The organism is Cohnella baijiui, assembly GCF_020731285.1.
GTDB lineage: Bacteria > Bacillota > Bacilli > Paenibacillales > Paenibacillaceae > Cohnella.
Genome location: NZ_JAJFOW010000013.1, coordinates 105,594 through 128,837 on the forward strand (window position 1 = coordinate 105,594; position 23,244 = coordinate 128,837).

Consider the following 23,244-nt stretch of genomic DNA (forward strand, 5'->3'; position numbering starts at 1 on the left):
GAAGCTGGATCCAAAAAGATTTTTAATAGATCATCTCGTACTTAACCATCACATTATTATGTGTAACTTCAATTTTGGCCCAGCTTCCCGCTGAAGCGCTGTCAGAGCTGCTATCGCTTCCGCCTCTAGTAACGATGGCCGTAGTGCCATTTGTGTCATGAATTGTCCAAGTATAATCCTCGTCAATTGCGTATTTATTAAATCCGTAAGTCATTTTCCCTTTTCCGTCCGGAGTTGGTTTTGTTAGCTGCCATGCTTTTGTAAAATTAGATGCACCATTCCGAGAATCTGAAATGGAAGCAGCAGATGCCGAAAATGCCGATAGTGCAGAGCCCAATACCAGTACGGCTGTAATAAGAGCTGTTGCCTTGATTTTTTTCATATCATACCCTCGCCTTCCAAAATGAAATATGATAATAGACCATTCCATTCCTTTTGAATCTTCCCGTAATCAATCCACGTCAAGTGCTTCATCAATCGCTTTTGAAGAAAAAAACCCTCCCCTCCGTTTGAGCTACTCCTTACTATGGACAAAGCCTTCTTTTATGTATAATAGATTCTAGCTGCTTGCTTTGCATATCCAAGTAAGTAGCGCACGAAGTCGGTTTCCAGTTGCACCTCCAAAGTTCACCTGGAAATCGACTCTTATTTATTGCAACAAGATATCAGACAAAATAAATGCCTGATAGTCTTGATACAACCACTTGATTGAAGGTTTTCCTCTCATGCGCGGAGTCATTCTAATCTTCATAGCAGGATCAAAGAGGCAGGAGCTCTAAGTTCACTATCGCAAGCCGATCATCTTGTAATAATAACGACGTTTTATGCAGAAGAATGTAACAACCTGTCTTGTCAATTTTTAAATCCCTGTTTTGATCCTATTTGTCTTTTCCGGTCAATATGTTACTTCCGAAGAAGTGCTGGAGGCTGTTTCTAGAACAGTGTTTCCGCTTTTTATTGTAGCCTTGGCTACCACCCTATAAGTATAGCCTGACGTGACATAATAATTCTCTTCCAAGCTGTGAACCCCTCCCCCTGTAAACGACTTGCTCCAAGATGTTACCGTCGACCAGCCGTTCCCCTTTGAGCGTTGAAGTTCGACAGTTAGCGTTGAATCATAATTGCCGGAATAATGAACAAAGCCACTGGAAGCTGTTTTACCTAAGCTCCCAATATCTATGGAAGCTCCCACAGCAGAGATATAGTCGTAGAATGGGGTAATTACCTCATCTTTGGTAATTGGCGAATCATTACTTGCTTGAACGATCGCACTTGGAGTAAGAAACAAAAACACTGCACCCAAAAATGCTGCGACTTGATTTTTTTTCATAATATACCTCCATTAGCTATATTCCATCCATAAATAGAAAACGACCGAACAAGTATTTTGTAACACTTCAAGATGAAAATTATTGATTTAACTTCACACTCTCTGCCATATTAATGAGCTCATTTTTAGTGAGACTGCTCGATTCTCCAATAATCAGAAACATTTGATCTTGTTTTTGCCAAACTACCGTAACTCGGTTATTTTCACGTATAACAAGTCCATCTTCGCCTTGGATAGTTGTGGTATCCCATTCATCGGCATCTTCTGTATCTATATTCATTCCGCCTTTATCACTATTCTGTTGAAACAAAATATAGCCTTTATCGTTATCATTCACATATTCGATCATTTTCATTGTTTGATGTTCCGTGATATTTGCAATTTTATACCCTTTCGGCACCCTTGTAGGCACATAAGCATTGTCCCACTCGATTTTAAATTGGGGTTCTGTTTTTTCTTGCAAATCCTCTCCAAACCGTATCTCCGTATATTCATTTTCCACATGAATAATTAAATTCAAAATTCTTACTCTTAGAGCCTCCACGCTAAAAAAAGTAGTCAGTAGAAGAATAATTATAACTGGAATAATAACAGCTAATTTAGGGTAGCGAATTTGAAATAGAACTCTTGCAACTTTTCTGATGCGATGAACTAAAAAATAACGATTTACTCCCTTGATGAATCTCTTCTTTGCTTTCTCAGAAGGAAGATAAAAGGAATCCTTATTCAGTTCCTCATTTTCTTCGAGAAGCTTCTTGCCTTCCAGTTCAGCAAATTGCGTCAAGATGATTTTGATTTTAATTTCATCGTACTCATCTTGGAGAGCCTGTTGATTCATTGGCTTATTTTTCTTGATCACCGCGTCTGCCTCCTTCGGACAGGATATGAAACACACGGTTTCTGGCCCGTGCTATGTATTGTCGTACATGCTGTGCAGGAATAGCCAACAATAATTCTATTTCCTTATCGCTAAGCTCCATATTATATTTGAAGTATAGAAGGTTTCTGTCCCTTTCTGATAAAAGGAACAGAGCTTGCCCTAAAGTTTCAAATTCCTCGTTCTTTATATAAGATTCTTCTGTTGCTGCCTGCTGTTCCGGAATCTGTTCTGCAATATCTTCAGTAGAACCGGCATAGGTAAGCTGGGCGCGCCGTGATTCCTTTCGGATATAATCTAAGCAAATGTGCTTCATTGTATTAACGATATATGAAACTGTTTTGTAACTATTCAGTGAACGTAAAAGGGGAATTTTCGGAATCAATTTTATAAAGGCGTCTTGAATGAGGTCATCAACGACTGCGTCATTCCTTATAATCGTGTAAGCTCTCTGTTTCATTACTGGATAATATAGTTGATACAAGTTCATTAAGAAATCTTTATCATCTTCATCCTCCAGAATGGTCAAGAATAGAAGAGACATTTCTGACACCCCCGAATATTTCTACAATAATTAGCAACTTGTTCGTGCTACGATATTGATAATTGCGACTTCTCTCTATTATCTATGTACTTCATTGCGTTTACAACAAAAAGAAATACTACCAATTTATCGGAAACACTCTATGACATTAGATTTATGAAATAAAGCCCGAATAACGTTCGGAAGTTTCCACTGGTCTGGTGAATGGATATGCGCTCCTTGAGTGCAGTTGTGGGATTGCTTTCATGAAGGCGAGGCAAGCAACAGAAAACACGTGGGTTGTGAACACAGAAAAACGCCGCTTCATTTGGTAAAGTGATGATTGCCTAGATCCTCACAACCATAAAGAGGAAACACAACGAACTCGCCGCTGCTGAGGATGTAATCGTTCCAACTGCGGCGGCCGGTCATCCGGCGATGCTTCGTTTTCGTCTGGCGAAAGAACCGTTCATGGTCAATGTTCGTTCGAGGTACATGTGACGTGTCGTAACAGGTATACAGACCGTTCCAAAATCCCTTTGTATACGCCAAAACGTTGTTTACCAACACTTCATCGCCGGGATCGTTGTAGTGATGCTGCATCCACGCGAGGAGATGCCCCATCTGGAATCGAACCGATTCGCTAGTCTGGTCCGGCGCAGGTTCCAGGAGCATCGCGATATTCGAAATAACACACTGCCAACGGCCCTTTTTTAGTCAAGCTTCGGTCCAGCGATTGCTGAATGGCTTGAGCGTTTTCGAAGATTCGTACGTCAGGCAGATCCAGAGGAGGATTCCATCCTCGTGCAAAACCGCGGCAGTATTGAGTGGTCGATCTCCGATGACGAGACGTATGCGTTCTGGACTGACTTCCAGCGGCCAATTGGCACCTACCTCTACGGGCTTCGGATGTACGAGTCGATGGTGTACTGGGAGAAGGCTAGCACCGGCGGCGATCAACCGGAGGTATTGCGGGAATTCGCGCAGATCTGGCGAGCGGCAGAGAAGATCGTGTATTCCCGGACGCTTCAGGCGGCTTCAAGCGCCAGTACGAGGATCGAGCGCGAATTCGATCCTGATGCAATTCGGTAGCTGAAGGAGTCCTCAGAAGCCGACATGACGATTGGCGGCCCCGAGCTTGCCGGGCAGGCGATGAGCGCGGGACTGGTCGACGAGTGTCATCTGCTTGTTAATCCGATCGTCTTGGGTGGAGGCAAGCGAGCACTGCCGGACAACCTCCACATGCGGCTCGAGCTGCTCGGCGAGCGCCGCTTCCGAAGCGGCGTTGTTCATCTTCACTACCGCGTGATCGTCTGACCGTAACTCGCTCATCCGTTCAATCTGGAAGCAGAGACTAACGCTTTCCTGACTTTTCTTGCGAAATCAAGAGGTCTTTCCACGGCTTCAATATTGATATAAATCAAGCGGGGTCGATCGAATAGCCATTCGTTATGGACGGACGAAACTTTTATATTTTGATTTCGAATGACCTTTATGAATGTATTGACTTCTTTCTCTAAAAACGCCGCCCTGCCTAAACAAAGCGCTCTGCCTGTTTTTTTATTGAAGGATTCGAACGAAAACGAGGATGTTGCTCTGAATCTTTTCCCCAATATCGTGGCCTTGATTTCGTTTCGGTTGATTGTCGAGACGCATTTCCCGCCGGCAAAGCCGGGCACGCCTCCGATTATCCTTGAGAACTGCTCGCAAAGCGAACCGGTACCAGACATCCTTCATCCCTCCCCTGTATTCATTTATGGTATGAGCGCAGGAGCAGGATTGAGCCGGTTTGTCGTCTATTCCCGGGTAAGTGCATACCCAGCCGTACGAATCGACCTGTCGTTGCGTTGATTTTAAACGCGACCCTCCTTTAGCGTTTTCGTCGCACGAGGAATGCGCAGCGTGGCCTTGGTGCCCTTGCCGTCCGCGCTCTCCATCTCAAGCCCGCTGCCGAATTGGCGAAGCATCCGCTGATGAATATTTCTTAGCCCGACGCCGCCCCCGTTCCCGTCTCCATCTCTCGAAAGAATGCGTTCCGCCGGCTCTGACATCCCGACTCCGTCGTCTTCGACGCTGATCACAATGTTCTCGGCATCGGCGCGTACGGATACCGTGACGGTTCCCCCGTCTTCCTTTTTCGTCAAGCCGTGCCTGACGGCATTTTCCACCAAGGGCTGCACTGTCAGAGGCGGCAGCAGGCAATCGGAAACCTCGTCCACCTCATAACGAACCCTAAGACGGCGGCCGAACCGGGCTTGCTCGATTCTCAGATAAGCCTCGGCGAGCTCCAGCTCTTTGCGAAGCGGGACGAGCCGTTCTTTGTTCTTGAAGTCGAAGCTTCCGCGCAAATACCGGCTGAGATACAACAACAAATCATGGGCGGTTTGCGGCTCATCCAGCGTCAAGGAGACGATCGTATTGAGCGCGTTATACAGAAAATGCGGTTTGATCTGTGCTTGAAGGAACGCCATCTCCGTTCGTACCGCCTCCTCCGCCGAACGCTTCATTTCCAGCAAGGTGCGCGCGCGAGCCCGCAGCTCGTAGGCTTGAAACGGCTTGGTCAAATAATCGTTCGCTCCTACCTCGAACCCATAGATCACGTCGTCAGGCCCGCTCCTTACCGTCGTCAGCAGGATGGGCAATTCGGACAGCGCGTGCTCTTTGCGGATCCGCCTGCATGTCTCGTATCCCGATAAACCGGGCATCATGACGTCCAGAATAACCAGACCGATTTCATTTCCGTCTTTGGCCAAATGCTCCAACGCTTCGATGCCGCTCGACGCCGTGACGATCTCATACGGTTCGTCCGCGAATATGGCTCTTAGAACCCGGAGATTGACCGGATCGTCATCTACGGCCAGAATCGAGTGCTCCCGCTTCACAACGCTATCGGGTGCAATCGCAGCGGCTGTTTCCAATATGCCCTGCCGAATCCCAAGCCTGTCGGGCGAGACAAGGTCGGCGGTTAACGGGGAAAGGGGACGCGCCACCGCTTTGCTTTCGCTCACGGGCAGCGTGAACGTGAATACGGAGCCTTGACTCGGCGCAGAAGCGACGTTAATCGTGCCCCCGTGCAATTCGATCAGACGCCGGGCAATGCCGAGACCAAGCCCTGCTCCGCCGTATTCCCTGGCAACGGACGTGCCCAATTGCTCGAACGACTGGAAGATGGCGTCCAGCTTGTTCGCTTCAATGCCGATGCCGGTATCGGAGACCGAGATGCTCAGCATATTTCCGGAAGACCGCGCCGTAACCTTGACCTCCCCTTCGGGCGTGAATTTAATCGCATTGCCGATAAGGTTGTACGCGATTTGGAGCAACCGGCTTTCATCCGCCAGTGCGTCGGGAAGCGATTCCGGCCATTCTAGCCGCAACGCCACAGGCTTATCTCCGATATAGTTGAGGAAAATCTCCTGCTGCGACGAGATGACGGCCCGAACATCGACCGGCTTCAATTCAAGTTGGATGCCGCTGTTCTTCAGCCGCGATAAATCCAGGATATCGTTGATCAGATTGGACATCCGGCGGGCGACCCCTACGACGACATCCAGCTGCTCGCGTTGTTCCCCGCTGACAGGGCCGGACTTCCCTTCCTTCAGTGCCAAGGACAGATTCAGGATCCCGTGAAGCGGCGTCTTCAGTTCATGCGAAGTGTTGGCGAGAAACTCATCCTTCATACGGTTCAAATCGATCAGCTCTTCCGACATCGCTCCGATAACCCGGTAAGCATTCGTAAACCGGCGAGCCAATTCAAGCGACTCCATAAAGACGAGAAAGATGAAGCCGTACAGACCGAGCGGCGCATCGATCCAGATGATTCGCCCATTGCTGGACAGGACGTCATGGCAGACCGCGCCCAAGAATGAAAGCCAGCCGAACAACTGAAGCAGCGTTCCGCTGCGTCCGCGCCGTAAAGCCAGACCGAATCCATAGACGAAATAAGCCAAACTGACAAGCGACAAGAGATTGAAATAGTTGATGAGGTATGTAAAGATCTCGGCGGGAAGGAATATGACTGCGCCGATGAATACGCTGCCGATTCCAACCATCGCATTGATAACCGTGCGGTTGAACTCCTTGGGGTACAGTTCCTTCACGAACAATGAAGCCACCGTAACTCCGCCGAAATAGGTCAAATACTCGACCTTGATAATCGTATGGATATCCACATGCGGGAAAATATCAACCACATAAATGCCGTCGATCACCCATATGCGGCAGGCCCCTAACAGGCAACAGATGCCGAAATACAGCGTCGATCGTTCTTCTCGGCGCAGCAAGTAGACGGCGATTTGGTAGAAACCGATTAACGCGCTGGCTCCGAACATGGTCATGTCGCCCATCGTTTTCAGCGTGTTCGAATCCTGCATGTGTTGTTCGGTTCCGAGCGTCAGGCTAAACCAGATGCCGCCAGCGGGATAAATCTCATTTGCGACCTGAAGAAGGAGATCGAATGATTCTCCCTGCGGCTTGAAAACGACCGTTTGGGGCCGATAGGCGGAAACCGTGCCGGACCGGTCGGTCCCTACCGTCCCTGCCTGCGCGATCACTTGTCCGTCCACGATCATTTTATAGGCCGGCGCGATTGCGGGGATTCGCAATCCAAGAGAACCGGAAACGCCGACATTGACGACCTTCAGCCGATAGGTCGCATAACCGCGTCCCGGTTTCCCGTATGGCGACCATTCCCCCGGTACTTTAGCCAACGTATCCGCCTGCGAATGATCCGTTCCCAAAGAATCGGCCGTTTCAAGCAATTCCCCCCAGTGAAACAACCAAGAACCGTTTAGCTGAACGGCTCCGTCCTTGTCCAAGCTCCAATCCCGCAAGTCCAGTATGCCGTCCTTCACCTGGGGTCCTCCGGACTTGTCGAATAAAGATCCAGCAAAAGGCAAGACCAATGCGGCGACAAATGCGATAACCATAACCGTCATCACCGTGAATCTGATTCGCTGGTTTTGTAACCTCATCCGCTCTTTACCGCCGCTTTGCATGGGAACGATTCTCCTTTAACGGGCTTTGCTGCGATTCCCATTATAGCAGGTTGTTTCCAATGATTTCTCTACCTTAATAGTTTAAATGATGCCGCAACAGCGATGCGCTCTCGCGCATGAGTCGATTTCAAACCCATAAAAAAACCCGCCTGAATGGATTGTACTCCACCAAGACGGGACTTTTTAGGGATCGCTATTCGTTATCTGTCGATCATTCCAAGCGCTTGCAGCATCCTAACGAACACAACCGCCGCCTGTGCCCGCGTCGTTTCGCCCTTTGGACTGAACGAATTTGCGCCGGTGCCGGTCATGATTTGAAGCTTGACCATCAAGCGAATGTCCTCCAGATAGGCTGCGTCCGCGCTTAGAATATCCTTGTAGCCGTCCAAGCTAACGAATTCCTTGGTGATCGGCAGTTTCTCCAGTGAAATGACTTCCGCCAGCAAACTCGCCATTTCCTCGCGGGTCAGCGGCTGATCGGGCTTGAAGCGATTGCCGTTTACAAAGCTCAAAAGTCCAAGTTCCTTCGCTTTGGATATCTCGTCGAAGTACCACGCGCCGGACTTTACATCGTCATAGGGCGAAGTACTGCCGGTTGATGTGCCTCTTCCCAGCGACCGGACTAACATGGCGGTAAACTCCGCTCTCGTGACTGTGCGATTCGGGTCGTACTTGCCATCGCCAACCCCGTCAACAAGCCCTTTCGCCGCGGCAAGCTGGACGAACGATTGGCCCCAATGCTCCGGCATATCGGTAAAACTCACGGGATTTTCTGCCACGACGTACACGCTGTTAGAGTATGAGCTTATCATCACATACCACACACCGTCGATCTGTTCCTTTTTTGCGGAGACAAACTCAAACTTCTTGGCCGTTTCGTTGTAGCGGAAAGCGCCCCATTGCGCAGGCATGACCGTCATGTTCTTAGGCATCGGAATAACACGAGTTAGCGCCTGGTTGAACTTGTCCGCGGTTCCGATCGTTTGACCTATCTTCGTGTTGATGATGTCCATGTGGAACTCGACAATCGCGCCCATCACTTTGCCGTTAGGCAAGCCGGCTGCAAGCGCTGATTGAATGCCCTTGTCGCCGGAATTGTCGGTCAGCGTGATCTTGAAGCTCATATCCTCGGCTTTCAGGTTGTTCTTGGCTAGTAAGTCATGCAGCCCTGGGATCAAGGAAGCCAGGTTTGCCGGCACTTGATAGTTGCCGTATGGCGTCTTGATCTCGATAAAGAAAGTAGCGTTTTTGCCTTCAAAGCTCGTTAAAATGCTAGCTGGTATGCTCACATAAGCTACGCCATCCTTTGGAGTCACCTCAAGCGTGACGGACGGCTTCGTGATGTCGATTGTAGTCGGGTCTAGCGAAACGCCGTTCATGTCGATGACCGGCGAGTCAGGCGTTGGCGTTGCTGGTGCTGGCGTTGGTGTTGGTGTTGGTGTTGGCGTTGGTGTTGGTGTTGGTGTTGGCGTTGCTGGCGTTGAATCGCTCACTGTTATCGCGAGCGTCTGCGACGATCCGGCGCTGAAAGTAAACGTCAAGTTTGTCGTCCCGTTCGGCTGTGCTGCCAAATAGGACTTCTTGATCGTCACCACGTTGTCCGCTACGGAATAGTCCGTTCCCTCCGTCAATGTCGTCGTGCCGTTGGCAATACGGGTCAGCGTGTTTCCGTTCAGCGTCAGAGTTGCCGTTACGTCGCTATTCGCCGCTGCTCCGGCGTATTTGTCGAAGTTTGCGCTTGTCGGGCTAATGACTGGATCACGTCGCATATCAAGAAGCGTTACCATCCCGGACGATTGCGAAATTTCTACGGCATTGCCCGCCAAATCAAAGATGGATGCGCCATCCGCAGGTACGACTTCAATCGTTTCATTACCGGTCGGAATACCCGTTATGTCAAGATTCACTCGAATGGCGGTCTCTCCGCCGGTCAAATCTCCTCCATCTGTTTTCGTTAAAGAAGGAATGGAAACAGAGGTTGCACTTCCGCCGTTTCTAGTAAAGTTCAATCGGAAGTCGCTTGGAGTTAAAGTGCCCGAGCCATCACCCGTTGCAAACACACCTTCGCTAAACCTCACGTCGACATAGGCATTCCCATCGCCTAAAGTATAGCCTGTAATCGTTGGTGCTGTCGTATCGATGAACACGCCCGACAAATTGCCAACGTTGTTTAAATTTAAGTCCGCATCGTTGCCTACCACATCCTTCATCGAACCGCCATTCAGCGACAAGGCTGCAATGACAATGCCGTCGTTGTCATCATCGCCAGCTTGCACGGTGTACCTGAATTGCAATGTGTGCGTATTGGACAATGTCCCGCTAATCAAGGAGGCGATCCGATTCGTTTCTCCGATTTGGATCTCAAGCTGCGGCGCCTCTACTCCTGTAAACGTAATATTCCTGCTCATCGTCACGGTAAAATCTAATGCATCGCCGGATTTATAAGAACCAGCATTTGGTACTGCTACACTGGATATCTTCGGAGCTATTGCATCTACGAATATCCTAGTTGTGTCGGGGACATGGTTTGGCGTTGATTCTCGTGCTAAAGGGTTGCCCGCAACATCATGAACCGCATTGTTGCTTAACAATACGCCGACCTCAATTCCATCCGTATCCAAATCTCCGGGTTGTACGGTATAAATGAAATGAAGGATTTTGCCGGATTCGGTAGACACATACGATGCTGCACGATTCACTCCGCCGATAATCAGTGTTAACTGCGGTGTAGCTGTTCCCGTAACCGTAATATTCTTACTCATGGTCACTGCAAACGCTAATGCATCGCCGGTTTTATACGTAGCGGCGCTCGGTACCGCTACGCTATTGATCGTTGGAGCCGTTGTATCCACCAATACGTTCGATGTGCTCCCAACGCTATTTAGCGTTAAATCCTCAACATCATTGCCGGCATGATCCTTGATCGAACCGCCATTCAGCGTCAAGACTCCAACGGTAATACCGTCTGCATCCATTTGTCCAGGCTGCACAGTGTATCTGAATAGCAACGGGTCTAAGTCTGTCCCCGAACCGCTTACATAGTCAGCTTGAACATCTGTTGCTCCTATTTTCAGTGAGATCCTTGGAGTGCCCGTAACGAATACGGGCTCGCTCATGTGTACGTTAAAATCCAAGTTTTTTCCTGCACCATAATAGCCGCCGACAGGAACCGTTACGCTCGCCACTGTTGGTCTCACCGTGTCAATGGCGTAATTGTTGGATTGGACGGTTCCGTCCCCCACTTCGTGATCGGCATTTTCTACTCCGGCTTTGTAGAGCGTGATGACATTCATGGGGGCGTTGATACCGTCAGCGGGCGTTAAGGTTGCGGTGTAGGTGATGTTATCATTCGTTGTGAGCGAGCTTAGGGTGCCGTTTTCTGCTGTCAGGGCTACAAGGGTAAATCCAGTCACCGCTTCTGAGAAGGTGATCGTCACCAGCGAAGTTTTGCCGATAGACAGTTCATTGTCGGCGACCACAACAGTGGCATCAGGAGGGGCCGCAAACGCTCTGTCGGTTAGGTACAGAGGAAGCATCCCTAAGATCAACAATAAACCTAGAAATAACTTCAACATTCTATTCGCTTGATACATATCCCTTATTCCCACTCTCTAAATTTTACTCTTTTGCTATTAGCTATTTCCTTGAAAACGTGCAAGAAACGCCTTTCCACGGATCAATTCTATCACATTAATTTCCAACTGTCGTGATTTCTGCTTGCACCTCCCACGCAAGTCCAAAACAACTGCCTTTTTTATCTCTTACCGATACAACACCAAGTATGGAGCGAGCATGAACTCCTATACCTGCATAAATGTGGCATGAAATAAGAAGTGGACACCGTTATTCACAGTGTCCAACATAGTCGTAACGAAATTTACTTTTACACCTAAACCGAGGTCAAGCGTTACGTTTAGCATCCGAAGTATCATCATTACCGCTTCAGCGCGGCTTGCATGATCGTTTGGCTTGAACTGATTGACGCCGGTGCCGTTGATGATGCCTGCGTTGTGCAGTTGCTCGATATACGGCTTCGCCCAACTGTTCGACGTATCGGAGAAGGAAAACGCTTGGCGTTGAACCAGCGGCATATTCACATAAGGAACTTGTATTTTGGTGCAGATGATCACTTGGGCACGACCTCAATCGATAGGGATCAAGTCCTGTGCAATTCATTTCGACGATTGTTGTCGTTTTCCTTCATATATGCTTCAGCTTGTCCGGATTTCTTTGGATGTATAGATTTCTTAACCTTCCCCTTTCAAAGTGCATGATAGCAACGGCGACCGCTTGACTTCCGGAGCGGACTACAATCCCAATTTGGCCATTGATATTCGCGAATCCAATATCAAGCCCTCCAATAATCTTCGGAGCTTTCCTATACGCTCCGAGTAAGAAACGAGCTGCAAGTTCGCGTGTTTGGATCGGACGCATAGCCGCAATCGCTTTGCCTCCATTGTCAGAGACAATCATCACGCCTTCCGAAAGCAGCTCCATTACTTGATTGATATTTCCTTTCTCAAGCGCAGCTAAAAATAATCGAATCCATTCTTCATTCTTCGATTCGTGCGATACCGGTATGTTTTCCGAGATGCCCATCTTTCTTTTGGCTCTGCTCAACATTTTACGGCAGCTTACTTCATTTTTATCGAGCAACTCGGCAATAATCGGATATTCAAAACCAAGAACCTCGCGAAGGACGAATACGGCACGTTCTGCAGGCGATAAATGTTCAAGGAGTACCGTCATGGCATACGAAAGCAAATCGTTACGAACAACCCCCTCAATCGCATCCATCTCCGGGGTCGGAGCAGGTTCCGGTAGCCATGGTCCGAAGTACTGCTCCCGCCGCTTACGTGCTGATTTGAGAAGGTCGATGCTTCGGCGGGTCACCATCTTGCACAGATAGGCTTTAGGTTTCGCCAATCGATCGGGGTCCACGCCATAAAGTTTGATAAACACATCCTGTACGATATCCTCAGCGTCTGCTACCGAACCGGTCAACTGGTACGCAAGTTTTAACATCAACCCTTTATACCGAACATAAAGTTCTTCCACCTTTTTACCTCTATTCCCATCAGTGGCTTTTCACTACCTTAACAGACTTGCGAGATCCCATCCGTAGTTTTTGATTCTCCAAGCCAACTTTCCCGTAAGAAGGAAGTCCACCCCCCACTTCCTCGTCCACAGCAATCCGCGTTCAGCTCCCAATCCGATGCAATAATAACTCATCAGCTCTTTGTGGACGGGAGCAGGGCGACCTTCTACGTCGGCGATGACGATCTTCCCCAACCTTTTGGCTTGAACAATTCCCTCTTTGCAAGTCATCGGATCTTCGTGTCCGGTTACAGGGTCGACGATTCTTGCACAATCGCCGATACTGTATAACCCGGTCTTCCCCCCGATTCGGTAACATTCGTCAACTTGAACCCGGCCACCGGCGGTAAGCGGCACTCCCAATGATCTCAGAATGGGGTTCGGTGCGAGTCCAAGTGTCCAAATGCACAAACCAACAGGCAAAGATCGCCCATCCTGCAGGCTTAATTCCCCGTCCTTTTCACGCAACGCGAAGTGTTTATGAAGTACAGTAACCCCGTAATCGGTTAATAGACTTTGCAGCTTTTGACCGGCTTTATCCGGCCCTTCCATGAATAACCGGTGATGCGCGTTAAGCAAGTAAATCTTAACCTGGTTCGGATCAAGTCCGTACTTGGCTGCTTCGGAACGCATGGCGAGCGCCAATTCGGCGGAGGTCTCGATCCCGCTGATCCCTGCTCCTGCAACGGCGACGGTCAGAAGCCTTATTCGTTCCTGGGGGTCGGATTCTACGGCAGCTTTCCTGATATTCGTCTGCCATTTTTCTCTGATGGCGATTCCTGAGTTCAAATCCGTCAGTGCTAAGCCGCCAAGGTCGTGATTTGGCCGTTTCACGACACTGCCTACGGTAAGGACGAGAATATCATAATCTAGATGATGTTCGTTCCCGCTCGAATCTACATATTGAACTTGTTTCTCTCCATTTCCTATGGCTGTTACAGTACCATGAACGAATTGAATATGCTTAGGCAACAAACTAGACCATGGGAGGTCGATCCTCTCTTCGCCGACGGCCGGCCTGAATAACAACACCTTTCGAATATGGTTAGGCTCCTTGTCAATAAGGGTAACCTGAATTGTCCGCCCGAGCTCCTTGGCCGATTTCCCCAACTCTTTGGCCGCATGAAGGCCTACATGGCCTCCCCCGACGATGACACATCTCAGTTCATTCATCGAATATGCACTCCTTTCAACTTTGCATATTTAACGATGAAGTGTGGTAATCTGTGACGTCGTGGCGTAGTGACATCTAGAATTTTCGACTTTAACAACTAGGCTACTCTGCTCCGGTAGAACCAAGCAGCCCAACCATAGAGAACGCCGCCAAGAAAAAAGTACCCGTCCATTGCCCGGCTTGACCATTGCGTATACGTTGAAATATGTTCATCACCATATATTTGCGCATACGTCAATCCGGTGATCCCATTTGGCAGAAGGCCAGTTGACCGAAAAAAATCGTCGACAAATCCCGCGCCTCCGCGCAGAATCAACACCAAGCATCCAATCCAACAAGCAATCATGATAATCCGGCGAGTCAAATACCGCCCCCAAGATTGAATCATTGCAAGGGGAACGATCGTGCCGGCAGCAAACATAATGAGGACAACGAAAAAATAAATCCATTCCGAAAGGCTCGTGGGAAAAGGAGGAATTGGATTCGATGCGCCACCCAGGCCAAATCGTCCGCCAAAAGCCCAATAAATATGGAATAATATAAATACAGACACCCAACCAAATGACGCGTAACCCGGCCAAAATCTGACTACTTTCATCCTTTTATTTCCGCCTCCTGCGCAGGTACATTCGGGTTGTTATGACCAAAAGAATCGCCCCTATCATCACATAAGCATCAAAAACTCTACCTGCCCAAATGACATAAGCCGATTCCGCACTTCCGAAGAAACCATAAGGCAACATTCCGGTTACTCTCATCATCTGATCGATACCGCCAGCTCCCCCTCTTAGGACAAGCAGAAGACACCCAGCCCAAGCAGGTATTAACACCATCCACCGCGGAACCAAAACGCCCCATGATCGGACGGCCGCGAGAGAAACGAAAACACCCGCTAAACACATGATGGAAACGATAATATCCGCAGCTGCTTCTAATGAATCGATGTTGTGCGTACCTGGATCGCTCGAAACCGCATAATAACCTCCGAGAGCTGAGTAAATATGAGCCGCTGCAAAAACGACCATCCAGATACTGGTCGCGTATGCAATCCAGCTTTTAGACCGTGTAAGCGTGATAAAGATCTCTCCTTGCTACTCATGGATTCCCCATTCATAAGAGCTTCTGTATCTCTCTGTAGAGCTTTTCCAGATCTTGACCTTGAACGGGCGGAAAGAGATGCTGACCTCCCACATGGAGGCTGTAAAATAGCCTAGCCATGTCGCGAGAACGTTCACGATTTTGGCAGTGTTGCCATAGGATCTCTTCGAGATATTCGAGCCGTTTTTCGTCAATGCGCAGCTGGTATGATGCGACAAATGGGTCCAGTAAGGCCCAAGCTCGTATGGCCACGTCCAGCTCGAATCTTCGTTCCAGTGATGTCTTCATAACGAGTTCAAACTTCTCGAGCGGTGAAAGTTGTTGTTCTGCCATATTGATGGTCTTGAGCGTTCTCTCATTTTCATATAAAGAGAGAAGATTTTCTTTATAGTTTTGCCAGTTCTGAAAATGGTGGTAGAATGATCCTTTCGTCACTCCTAGTCGGCTTGTCAGTGTATCAATCGTTAAGAAGCCTGCACCTCGTTCACCCAATAGGGAAAACCCTTCCTCCAGCCATTTCAGTTTCCTATTTGTTGACATCCTGTCGACTCCCTTAAAAATCCATAATCTCTACATCGACTAAAACATACCATACCGTATGGTATGTTGTGAAGTGGGCTTAGAAGAACTCTGAAAGACTAATTATTATCATTCGGGCCAGGTAGCGATGCCAAATACATTCAATTTGTCACAATCTGGACGATCAGTTATACGCTAACCATAATCGAATCGGCATGAAGATCACGCTATTATAGTACTGGCCAAGTAGCGATACCAAATCAATTCAATTTGTCAACATCTGGATGATCAGTTATACGCTAACCATAATCGAATCGGCATGAAGATCACGCCGCTTTAATAGGAGCAACTGTATAGGGTTGCCGTATTAGAGCGTTTTTTTATTTCTGATCAAAGGAGAATGAAGGGTATGGGTTTATTTGCGAGAAACTATGAAGAATGGCTGCAAAGAAACATCGAGGAAGAGAAAAATCCAAGAAGACGCGAACTCCTTGATAGAGGATTAGGCCACAGCAGCGTAGAATTTCTCCGATCCTGTTGGTATCCCACCGTTGGGAATTTTGATCACCTGTACCCGGAATGGGAGGTCAGAGATATTTACAATTCCATTCGATACCTCGATCTGGCGTATATGCCTGGAGGAGCCAAGGGCTGCATTGAAATCCAGTATTTTCGATCCCATGCCAGAGACATCGGTGTTACTCGCTTCAAGGATTTATGCAAGAAGCATTCGATGCTTGCCCTTGACGATTGGACAATGCTTTCTATTGCCTATCTCTCCGTAACAGAAGAGCCTGAGTATTGTAAACAAATGATTCTGGCCTTTATCGGAAAATTTATCTCCACACCTATATCATCCGACTTGGATTGGGCTGAAGCAGAAACGCTGCGATTCGCCCGCCGACAGACGCGTCCCTTTACAGCTCCGGAACTGGCTGCTCACCTGCGACTTTCCGATCGCCACACTCGGCGGGTCTTGTATCGTTTGGTCGAGCGAAATCTGTTGAGGGTCGCCAGCGGAAATCAGCGGTATCGGACTTTTCAACTACGCTTGGCGTGAAAATCGTGATTGCGTTGGACTTACTTCATACTCTAACAGACACAGCGGCCGCTATCGAGGTCAATGACGACCATTTGGATTTCTAACGGACAAGGATGCAGTTATTTGGTGATCATGCCTACTTTCGGCGGTGTTTGGTGCAATTAAGCTCTGTAGTGACCGTTAAAAAACGAAAAGAGTCAATTGGGGCAAATTAGCCTCCAGTGTGTCCGTTAGCGCAGCAAGGCTGCCGGTATATAGAGTTCAGAGTCCGTGAGGGAACGCCGGCTTCGCCGAAGCGCAAATGAAAACCCGGGATGAAGCCGATGGCCATTCATCCCGGGTTAGTCGTTCCTTTATTCGGCTGACGGTTGACGCCGCAAACTGCCTTTGATCTCAAACCGGGCATTCTCCACCCAAGCGCCCCGGGCAAAATCCCGGCCTCTGACCAAGACGCGATCCCGGTACACTTCCACGTCATAGCCTTGGCTGCCCGTCTTGCGTTCGTCCTCGTCGGTCCATAGGTAGGCGACCGACGCGGCATTGAACATCGGCGGCAGCGTCCCCTCGCCGTCGTAGAACGTGCGCGGCGCCTCCAGCTCCCAATGCGTATGGCCCGTAAAAAGGATGGCGCGCGGATGCTTGGCCAGAACCGCCTTTAACGCCTCGTCCTGGGTCACGCCGAACCAGCGCTGCGCCTCAAGCGAGCCGGCCACCGTATTCAGCAGCGGCTGGTGGAGAAAGACGAAGATCGGCTTGTCGCGCGCACCCTCGCCAAGCTTGGCGTCCAGCCAGTCGAGCTGGCGCTCCGACAGCGAGGCGAAAAGCTCGTGTCCCTCCTCCGTACCGAGAAACAGAAAGGAATACCCTTCGATGAGGTGATCGTGATACGGCCCCGGCGCGCCGGTCGACGCCAAAAACCGGTTCAGCCGATCGCTCCAGACGCCTTGACCGACGTCGTGGTTCCCCGTCGCGAACCGGATGGCCGGCAGACGCTCCGCATGACGCGCCCAGATGGCCGCGAACGCCTCGTATTCCTCCGGATAACCGTGGTCGGTCAAGTCCCCGACGTGCATGATGCCCCGGCTCTCCTCCGCTCTGACGGCGATATCCGCCAGCGCACGGTCCAGATTCCGATTGTATTCATGATCCGGATCGGCGGTGACATGCGTATCCGTAATGACCTGAAAAACAAGCAGCGGGCGTTCCCGCCGCTCCGTCGTTTCCTTATCGTTCTCCATCCCGCGAAACCTCCTCTGAAAGTTTTAATGTCCTTTGCTGCTGATGCTCAAACCGGCTACGCCGATGATAATCACTCCGATCCACAGCATGGAGGCGAGGGACAAACGTTCCTGAAAAATGAAGTAGCCCGCCATGGCGATCAGCAAGATGCCGACACCCGACCAGATGGCGTACACGACACTGACCTCCAGATAGCCGAGGGCATAGTTCAGCGACGTGAAGCTGGCCCCGTAGAAGACGAACATCAGGACGGAAGGGACGATTCGGGTGAAGCTCTCCGACAGCTTCATGGACACGGTGCCGGACAGCTCAAGGACGATGGCCATGCCTAGAAACAGCCATCCCATGCGGATCGCCCCCTTCCTCATTCATCCGCCTCGACCGTCAGCTCGGCATACGAAGCGATGACCGCGTCCGCCTCGGACAGCCGGATCGCCTCGGCGGGGTTCGGTCCGGCCATGCCGATCGCGACGGCCGCTCCCGCCGACTTGGCCATCCGCATGTCCCCGTTCGTATCGCCGATGACGGCGACTTCCCGGCTGTTCACCCCCAGCTCGGCGCAGGCGAGCGCGACCATGTCCGGGAACGGCTTGCCCCGCTCCACCCGGTCGGTGCCGACGACGGCGGAGAAGTATGGCAGCGCGCCGAGCCATTCGAGCTGGGTGACGGCTTGGACGGTCTCGTCCGCCGTCACGACGGCCATCGCGATGCCGGCATCCAGGCAGCGGGCCAGGAATTCGAGCGCATGCGGGAGCGCCTTCGCCGCGCGGGATTGCGCCAGCATGCCGTCGGCGTCCTGCCGGCAAGCCTCGGCCAGCACCTTGGCTTCCGCCCAGGACAAGCCCCGGCGATAGCCGTGCCAAGTCAGGATCGACATCAAGTCGCCGAGCGTGCCCATCGAAAGCGGGCCGTTGCGGTCGTAATCCGCGATCGATCCGTTTTCGTCATGAACCGTGCCCCACAAGGAGGAGAGATCCTCCGGCAGCGGAGCCAGCCCCCGTGCCTGCAGCCCGGCGGAAAAGCGGGCGAGCAAGCGCTCGCCCCACCGCCCCCACGTATAAATGAAATCCAGCAGCGTCCCGTCTTTGTCGAACAAGATCGCCCGTATCGGATACGGAACGCCGTTCACGCGCAACCGGGGCATGCCCGCACCTCCCGTACTTCTTTATTTCATCTTATCAAGCTCGCGCTGGGCCGTCTCTTTCGCTTCCTTCAGCGCCTTGGCCGCCGGCACGTTGCCGATCTGCACCTTGTCCGCCGCGATCTTCAGCGCGTCGTTGATTTTGCCGCCGGTCGGATCCTGGAACGGCTGCGAAGCGTGCGACGCCTGCTTGAGCGGGATCGCGCTTTGCGGATGGCTTTCGGTATACGCGACGAACGCCGGATCGTCGAGCGCCGATTGCCGGACGGCGATGTAGCCCGTGTTCATCGACCAAAAAGCGGTGTTCTCCGGACTCATGAAAAAGCTGAACCATTTGAACGCGGCTTGCTGCTGCTCCGGGCTCGCCTTGGCAGGAATGCCTGCCTGGATCGCGCTCGCGACCGGCTTGCCGGAGCCGACGCCTTCCCAGCCCGGCTGCTCCATCGCCGCCAGCTTCGTAAAGTCGAGATCGCCCTGGTCGCCGCTCGAGCCGGTATAGCCCGCGGCTTGTCCCTTCATGACGTCGTCGATCGTCTTGTACCAATACTCCCAGCCTTGGCCGCCGGAATGGATGCGCATCGTTTGATCTTCGTGAATCCACTTGCGGAACTGGTCCCACGTGTCGATCCACTCGGGCGTGTCGATCGTGACGGTTTTGCCGTCCTCGCTCAGGATCGATCCGCCCCGGCTGAGCGTCGCGTCGATCATGTTGTCCGCGCCCCACATCGGCTCCCAGCCGTAGAACGTCGTTTTGCCGCCGGATTTGACGGCCATCTTGGCCGCCGCGGCGCCGAGCGCCTCCCATGTGGTCAGATCCTCGGCTTTGATTTCGTTTTTCTCCAACGCTTCCTTGCTATAGTACATGACCTGGGTCGTTCCGTACATCGGTAGGAAGAACTGCTTGCCGTCCACTTTCCCTTGCTCCAGGAAAGTCGGAACGACGTCGCCGGCGTTGAAATCCGGCTGGGCGGCGATCAGTTCGTCGAGCGGCGCATAGTAGCCTTTGCGGGCCCAGTCGACGTTGGAGGACAGCACGGCGGCCGGCACGTTGCCGGACGCGATCGCCGCCTGAAGCTTCTTGCCCGTCTCGGAATAGTCCGCTTGGACGACCGGCTTGACGATCACCTCTTGCTGGGAGGCGTTGAACTTCTCGATCAGCTGCTGCATGTTTTCGCCCAGCTTGCCGCCGAGGCCGTACCAGAACTCGATCGTGACCGGCGTTTTGGTTCCCTGCGACTCGACAGGACTGGCTGTCGGGCTCGGAGACGCCGAGGGCGAACCCGCATCCGGGCTCGGGCTCGAGGCATCGGCTCCGCCGTTCGAGCCGCAGGCGGACAGGATCAGGAACGAAGAGAGCAGAATGCTGGATACGGCGGTATTCGTCTTTTTGGACATTTCGGTTTCCCTCCACTTTTCTTCTCTGTGCATGGCTTACCCTTTGCTTGCTCCCGCGGTCAGATTGACGCTGCTGATAATCGTCTTTTGCGTGAGGACGAAGAGCGCGAGCAGCGGCGCGATCGTGAACGCGCTGGCTGCCATGATGAGCGGCCACTTCAGCCCGTAAGCACCCCCTTCCACGAAGAAGCTGCGTAGTCCGGCCGAAACGAGCTGCAGGTCGGGATTTTTCGTGATGAGCATCGGCCAGAAATAGTTGTTGTACTGTTCGATAAAGGTGATGAGCGCCAGCACGGCGAAGGAAGATCGCGTCAACGGGACGAGAATCGTCCACAGAATGCGCAGATGCGACGCGCCGTCGATTTTGCCCGCTTCCACGAGCTCGTGGGACACCTGCAAAAACGCTTGCCGGATCAGAAAGATCGAAAACACGCTGACGCTGTTCGAGAGAATCAAGCCGGCATACGAGTCGAGCAGCCCCATTTTTCCCAGGATGACGTAGCCGGGCAGGTAGACCGCCGTGGCCGGCACCATGTAGCACGCGAGAATGAGCGCGGTAAACGCCCCTTTCAGCCGGAATTTCATATGGGTCAAGGCGTAGGCCATCATGCCGGAGTTGAGGATCTGCACGACCGCGATCGTCCCGGCCACGAAGACGCTGTTGAACAAATACCGGGCGAAGGGAGCGGCGTGCCAGGCATCCGCGAAGTTGCTCCAGAGGGCCGTCTCCGGCCAGAGCGTCGGCGGGAACCGCCAGATTTCGTCGTTAGTCTTGAGCGCGCTTGTCGCCATCCAGTAAAATGGAAATGCCATGGCGACCGCGGCCGCGGCCAGCAGGAGATGCCGGATGACGCTGCCGAACCTGATGCCGGTTCGCATGAGAAGGTATCTCCTTTCGGGAAGTCTTTTGATGGATTAGGAATAATGCACGGTGCGCCGCCCTACGAAGAACGAGACGAGCGACAACAGGACGCAGCCGAACATGAGGGTGATCGCCACGGAGGAGGCTTCGCCGATCCGGAAGGCGTCGAACGCCGATTGATAGTAGAGGTACAAGAGGGTGCGCGTCGACCCGGCGGGTCCCCCTTGCGTCAGCACGTTGATCTGGTCGTAGGCTTGCAGGGATTGGATCACTTGGACGATGACCAGGAAAAACGTCGTCGGGGAGATGAGCGGCAGCGTCACGTTCCGTAGCGTCTGCAGTTTCCCGGCCCCGTCCAGCTCCGCCGCTTCGAGGAGGTCGGACGGAATGTTGCGGATCGCGACCAGGTAGAAGATCATGCACCAGCCCGCGGACTTCCAGACGGTGACGATCAGGACGCCGACAAGCGCCCAATTCGGATCCTCCAGCCAGCGGATGCCGTCCAGGCCGATCGCCCGGAGCACGGTGTTCGCCAGTCCCACCTCCGGCTCGTAGATCCAGGACCAGACGATAGAGACGGCGACGGTGGGCGTGACCCAGGGCGAGAACATCAGCAGCCGGTAGAAGGCCCCTCCTCTCCTCTTGCGGTTGAAGAGCAGCGCGAGCGTCAGTCCGATGACGATGACGGGAAAGACGCTGCCCAAGCAGAACAAGAGTGAAACGCGCAGAGACTGATAGAACGCCGGATCCGCGAAAAGGCCGACGTAGTTCTCGAGACCGACGAACCGCTTGTCCGGGCTCATGAAGTCCCATTCCGTCAAGCTGAGATAGGCGACATAACCCATCGGGATGAACCAGAACAAGGTCAGCGGAACCAGCGCGGGCAGCGTGAACAGCAGCGCGTGGAGATCGCCGGCAAGGCGGGAACGTTTCATTTTTCCTCCTTTTTATCGTTCAATAACGATTGTAATTCTGATAAAATGAAGCTGTAAATAGCAAAATTCCATTTATGTTCAATATTTATTGTACGTTCATTCGAAAAAGAAGGGTTAATCCCGCATCAAGCGAAAATCAATTTTGTGTAAAATCTCGCGACTGTCGCGGGAGGGATAGAGGGAGGCGAACCGGGATGAAGAAGGCGACATCGGGGAAGATGAAGGAACCGACGACGGTCCGCGAGGAGGCCCGGTTGAAGGTGATCGACGCGATCGCGCAGACGATGGACCTGTACGGCGTGAACTACTCGTTCGGCCAGCTGTACGGCATCATGTTTTTCGAGGACCGTCCGATGACGCTCGAAGAAATGCAGTCGAGCATGAACATGAGCAAGAGCAACATGAGCTACGCCGTCCGTTCGCTGATCGAGTCTCAGATGGTATCCAAGCTGAAGGAGAAGGACGAGCGCAAAGACCTGTACGTCGCGGAGACGGATTTTTTCAAAGCGTTCCAGTCGTTCTTCGCGGCGAAGCTGCAGCGGGAGATCGACGTCATGCGAGGCGCTATCGACGCCGCCATCCCCACGCTGTCGGAGAACATTCTCGCCGTCGGCACATCGAAAGAGGAGCGGGAGCTCGGCCTCGTCGATCTGCACAAGCTGCAGCACGCCGCCGGCTATTACGATTGGCTGCAGCGGTTTGTTGATGGGCTGAAAGCTGGGACGGTATTCGAGGAAGGCCGGAAGATCGGGGACGGCGAATAAATAAACCAGGAGCGGCTGTCCCAACAGTGTTCGCACGACATGGGAACGTCACAAATTCGAAACGAACGAACCTCAGATTTCACTGCACAGTGGAGGCTGAGGTCCTTTTTTTTTGCTTTCGGTCCCTCATATCGTCGGAGTGGCGGAGGCGCGGGGAAATAAGGAACATTTTGTTCCCTATTTCGGCGGATTGGCGGGAGCGTGTACCTAAGTCAAGAAAGTGGACACAACTTTTACGCAACCCGCTGCTGGTA

General features: G+C 51.7%; 22 protein-coding genes. 4 read left to right on the forward strand and 18 right to left on the reverse strand.

Annotated features, from left to right (window positions below):
- Positions 1-22 precede the first annotated feature (22 nt).
- From LKX83_RS14870 to LKX83_RS14885, 4 genes are all read right to left on the reverse strand, one after another.
- Entirely contained in the window at positions 23-382 is a 360-nt protein-coding gene (locus tag LKX83_RS14870; RefSeq protein ID WP_227883062.1) for a mediterrocin family bacteriocin, read from the reverse strand.
- A 513-nt stretch (positions 383-895) separates the two neighbouring features.
- Positions 896-1,330 carry a hypothetical protein gene (locus tag LKX83_RS14875; RefSeq protein ID WP_227883063.1) on the reverse strand — a complete coding sequence of 145 codons (435 nt, stop codon included), beginning with the start codon at positions 1,328-1,330 and terminating at the stop codon, positions 896-898.
- A gap of 79 nt (positions 1,331-1,409) precedes the next feature.
- The gene (locus LKX83_RS14880) at positions 1,410-2,189 is read right to left on the reverse strand and encodes a DUF4367 domain-containing protein (RefSeq protein ID WP_227883064.1); all 780 of its coding nucleotides are present in this window, start codon (positions 2,187-2,189) and stop codon (positions 1,410-1,412) included.
- Positions 2,173-2,751 (reverse strand): RNA polymerase sigma factor, encoded by a 579-nt coding sequence (locus LKX83_RS14885; RefSeq protein WP_227883065.1) that lies wholly within the window; start codon positions 2,749-2,751, stop codon positions 2,173-2,175. Before LKX83_RS14885 ends, LKX83_RS14880 begins: the two co-directional genes overlap by 17 nt.
- A 783-nt stretch (positions 2,752-3,534) precedes the next feature.
- Between LKX83_RS14885 and LKX83_RS14890 the strand changes: the two genes are divergently transcribed.
- Together LKX83_RS14890 and LKX83_RS34380 are read left to right on the forward strand one after the other, a co-directional pair.
- Positions 3,535-3,822, forward strand: coding sequence for a hypothetical protein (locus LKX83_RS14890; RefSeq protein WP_227883066.1), 288 nt, complete (start codon positions 3,535-3,537; stop codon positions 3,820-3,822).
- A 60-nt stretch (positions 3,823-3,882) separates the two neighbouring features.
- Complete coding sequence (locus tag LKX83_RS34380; protein ID WP_370639083.1) at positions 3,883-4,047, forward strand: dihydrofolate reductase family protein; 165 nt, start codon at positions 3,883-3,885, stop codon at positions 4,045-4,047.
- 11 nt (positions 4,048-4,058) lie between these two features.
- Here LKX83_RS34380 and LKX83_RS14900 read toward each other — a convergent pair whose 3' ends face one another.
- The 8 genes from LKX83_RS14900 to LKX83_RS14935 all read right to left on the reverse strand — a co-directional run bounded on the left by LKX83_RS14900 (position 4,059) and on the right by LKX83_RS14935 (position 15,633).
- Complete coding sequence (locus tag LKX83_RS14900; RefSeq protein WP_227883068.1) at positions 4,059-4,460, reverse strand: DUF1259 domain-containing protein; 402 nt, start codon at positions 4,458-4,460, stop codon at positions 4,059-4,061.
- Positions 4,461-4,583: 123 nt separating this feature from the next.
- Complete coding sequence (locus tag LKX83_RS14905; RefSeq protein WP_227883069.1) at positions 4,584-7,580, reverse strand: ATP-binding protein; 2,997 nt, start codon at positions 7,578-7,580, stop codon at positions 4,584-4,586.
- Positions 7,581-7,924: 344 nt separating this feature from the next.
- Entirely contained in the window at positions 7,925-11,317 is a 3,393-nt protein-coding gene (locus LKX83_RS14910; protein ID WP_227883070.1) for an S-layer homology domain-containing protein, read from the reverse strand.
- 207 nt (positions 11,318-11,524) lie between these two features.
- Entirely contained in the window at positions 11,525-11,854 is a 330-nt protein-coding gene (locus LKX83_RS14915; protein WP_227883071.1) for an S-layer homology domain-containing protein, read from the reverse strand.
- A gap of 70 nt (positions 11,855-11,924) precedes the next feature.
- On the reverse strand, positions 11,925-12,782 hold the full coding sequence (gene sigJ / locus LKX83_RS14920; protein WP_227883072.1) for an RNA polymerase sigma factor SigJ: 858 nt from the start codon (positions 12,780-12,782) through the stop codon (positions 11,925-11,927).
- A 33-nt stretch (positions 12,783-12,815) separates the two neighbouring features.
- The gene (locus tag LKX83_RS14925; RefSeq protein WP_227883073.1) at positions 12,816-13,994 is read right to left on the reverse strand and encodes an NAD(P)/FAD-dependent oxidoreductase; all 1,179 of its coding nucleotides are present in this window, start codon (positions 13,992-13,994) and stop codon (positions 12,816-12,818) included.
- Positions 13,995-14,092: 98 nt separating this feature from the next.
- Positions 14,093-14,593, reverse strand: coding sequence for a DUF3995 domain-containing protein (locus LKX83_RS14930; RefSeq protein WP_227883074.1), 501 nt, complete (start codon positions 14,591-14,593; stop codon positions 14,093-14,095).
- 512 nt (positions 14,594-15,105) lie between these two features.
- A complete protein-coding gene (locus tag LKX83_RS14935) occupies positions 15,106-15,633 on the reverse strand; it encodes a TetR/AcrR family transcriptional regulator (protein ID WP_227883075.1) in 528 nt (175 codons plus the stop codon).
- Positions 15,634-16,021: 388 nt separating this feature from the next.
- Between LKX83_RS14935 and LKX83_RS14940 the strand changes: the two genes are divergently transcribed.
- Entirely contained in the window at positions 16,022-16,672 is a 651-nt protein-coding gene (locus tag LKX83_RS14940) for a transcriptional regulator (protein WP_227883076.1), read from the forward strand.
- Between the two features lie 335 nt (positions 16,673-17,007).
- On the opposite strand, the gene LKX83_RS14945 is transcribed toward LKX83_RS14940, so the two are convergent.
- The 6 genes from LKX83_RS14945 to LKX83_RS14970 are packed head-to-tail and all read right to left on the reverse strand — an operon-like array spanning position 17,008 to position 22,226.
- The gene (locus LKX83_RS14945; protein ID WP_227883077.1) at positions 17,008-17,892 is read right to left on the reverse strand and encodes a metallophosphoesterase family protein; all 885 of its coding nucleotides are present in this window, start codon (positions 17,890-17,892) and stop codon (positions 17,008-17,010) included.
- Positions 17,893-17,916: 24 nt separating this feature from the next.
- Positions 17,917-18,240: a DMT family transporter gene (locus tag LKX83_RS14950; protein WP_227883078.1), complete on the reverse strand. Its 324-nt coding sequence runs from the start codon at positions 18,238-18,240 to the stop codon at positions 17,917-17,919.
- A gap of 17 nt (positions 18,241-18,257) precedes the next feature.
- On the reverse strand, positions 18,258-19,037 hold the full coding sequence (locus LKX83_RS14955) for an HAD family hydrolase (RefSeq protein ID WP_227883079.1): 780 nt from the start codon (positions 19,035-19,037) through the stop codon (positions 18,258-18,260).
- A gap of 21 nt (positions 19,038-19,058) precedes the next feature.
- Positions 19,059-20,429, reverse strand: a complete 1,371-nt coding sequence (locus LKX83_RS14960; protein WP_227883080.1) for an extracellular solute-binding protein — start codon at positions 20,427-20,429, stop codon at positions 19,059-19,061.
- A gap of 36 nt (positions 20,430-20,465) precedes the next feature.
- Complete coding sequence (locus tag LKX83_RS14965) at positions 20,466-21,308, reverse strand: carbohydrate ABC transporter permease (protein WP_227883081.1); 843 nt, start codon at positions 21,306-21,308, stop codon at positions 20,466-20,468.
- Positions 21,309-21,344: 36 nt separating this feature from the next.
- Positions 21,345-22,226 (reverse strand): carbohydrate ABC transporter permease, encoded by an 882-nt coding sequence (locus tag LKX83_RS14970; RefSeq protein ID WP_227883082.1) that lies wholly within the window; start codon positions 22,224-22,226, stop codon positions 21,345-21,347.
- Between the two features lie 194 nt (positions 22,227-22,420).
- On the opposite strand from LKX83_RS14970, the gene LKX83_RS14975 reads away from it, so the two are divergent.
- Positions 22,421-22,990, forward strand: coding sequence for a GbsR/MarR family transcriptional regulator (locus LKX83_RS14975; RefSeq protein WP_227883083.1), 570 nt, complete (start codon positions 22,421-22,423; stop codon positions 22,988-22,990).
- The last annotated feature ends 254 nt before the right edge of the window (positions 22,991-23,244 follow it).

Coding starts and splice junctions, on each gene's coding strand:
- LKX83_RS14900 (WP_227883068.1), bottom strand. CDS start 4,460: ATGTCTGGTACCGGTTCGCTTTGCGAGCAGTTCTCAAGGATAATCGGA.
- LKX83_RS14950 (WP_227883078.1), bottom strand. CDS start 18,240: ATGGGATGGCTGTTTCTAGGCATGGCCATCGTCCTTGAGCTGTCCGGC.
- LKX83_RS14965 (WP_227883081.1), bottom strand. CDS start 21,308: ATGCGAACCGGCATCAGGTTCGGCAGCGTCATCCGGCATCTCCTGCTG.
- LKX83_RS14975 (WP_227883083.1), top strand. CDS start 22,421: ATGAAGAAGGCGACATCGGGGAAGATGAAGGAACCGACGACGGTCCGC.
- LKX83_RS14870 (WP_227883062.1), bottom strand. CDS start 382: ATGAAAAAAATCAAGGCAACAGCTCTTATTACAGCCGTACTGGTATTG.
- LKX83_RS14885 (WP_227883065.1), bottom strand. CDS start 2,751: ATGTCTCTTCTATTCTTGACCATTCTGGAGGATGAAGATGATAAAGAT.
- LKX83_RS34380 (WP_370639083.1), top strand. CDS start 3,883: ATGAGCGCGGGACTGGTCGACGAGTGTCATCTGCTTGTTAATCCGATC.
- LKX83_RS14925 (WP_227883073.1), bottom strand. CDS start 13,994: ATGAATGAACTGAGATGTGTCATCGTCGGGGGAGGCCATGTAGGCCTT.
- LKX83_RS14940 (WP_227883076.1), top strand. CDS start 16,022: ATGGGTTTATTTGCGAGAAACTATGAAGAATGGCTGCAAAGAAACATC.
- LKX83_RS14960 (WP_227883080.1), bottom strand. CDS start 20,429: ATGTCCAAAAAGACGAATACCGCCGTATCCAGCATTCTGCTCTCTTCG.
- LKX83_RS14945 (WP_227883077.1), bottom strand. CDS start 17,892: ATGGAGAACGATAAGGAAACGACGGAGCGGCGGGAACGCCCGCTGCTT.
- LKX83_RS14875 (WP_227883063.1), bottom strand. CDS start 1,330: ATGAAAAAAAATCAAGTCGCAGCATTTTTGGGTGCAGTGTTTTTGTTT.
- LKX83_RS14955 (WP_227883079.1), bottom strand. CDS start 19,037: ATGCCCCGGTTGCGCGTGAACGGCGTTCCGTATCCGATACGGGCGATC.
- LKX83_RS14935 (WP_227883075.1), bottom strand. CDS start 15,633: ATGTCAACAAATAGGAAACTGAAATGGCTGGAGGAAGGGTTTTCCCTA.
- LKX83_RS14970 (WP_227883082.1), bottom strand. CDS start 22,226: ATGAAACGTTCCCGCCTTGCCGGCGATCTCCACGCGCTGCTGTTCACG.
- LKX83_RS14910 (WP_227883070.1), bottom strand. CDS start 11,317: ATGTATCAAGCGAATAGAATGTTGAAGTTATTTCTAGGTTTATTGTTG.
- LKX83_RS14930 (WP_227883074.1), bottom strand. CDS start 14,593: ATGAAAGTAGTCAGATTTTGGCCGGGTTACGCGTCATTTGGTTGGGTG.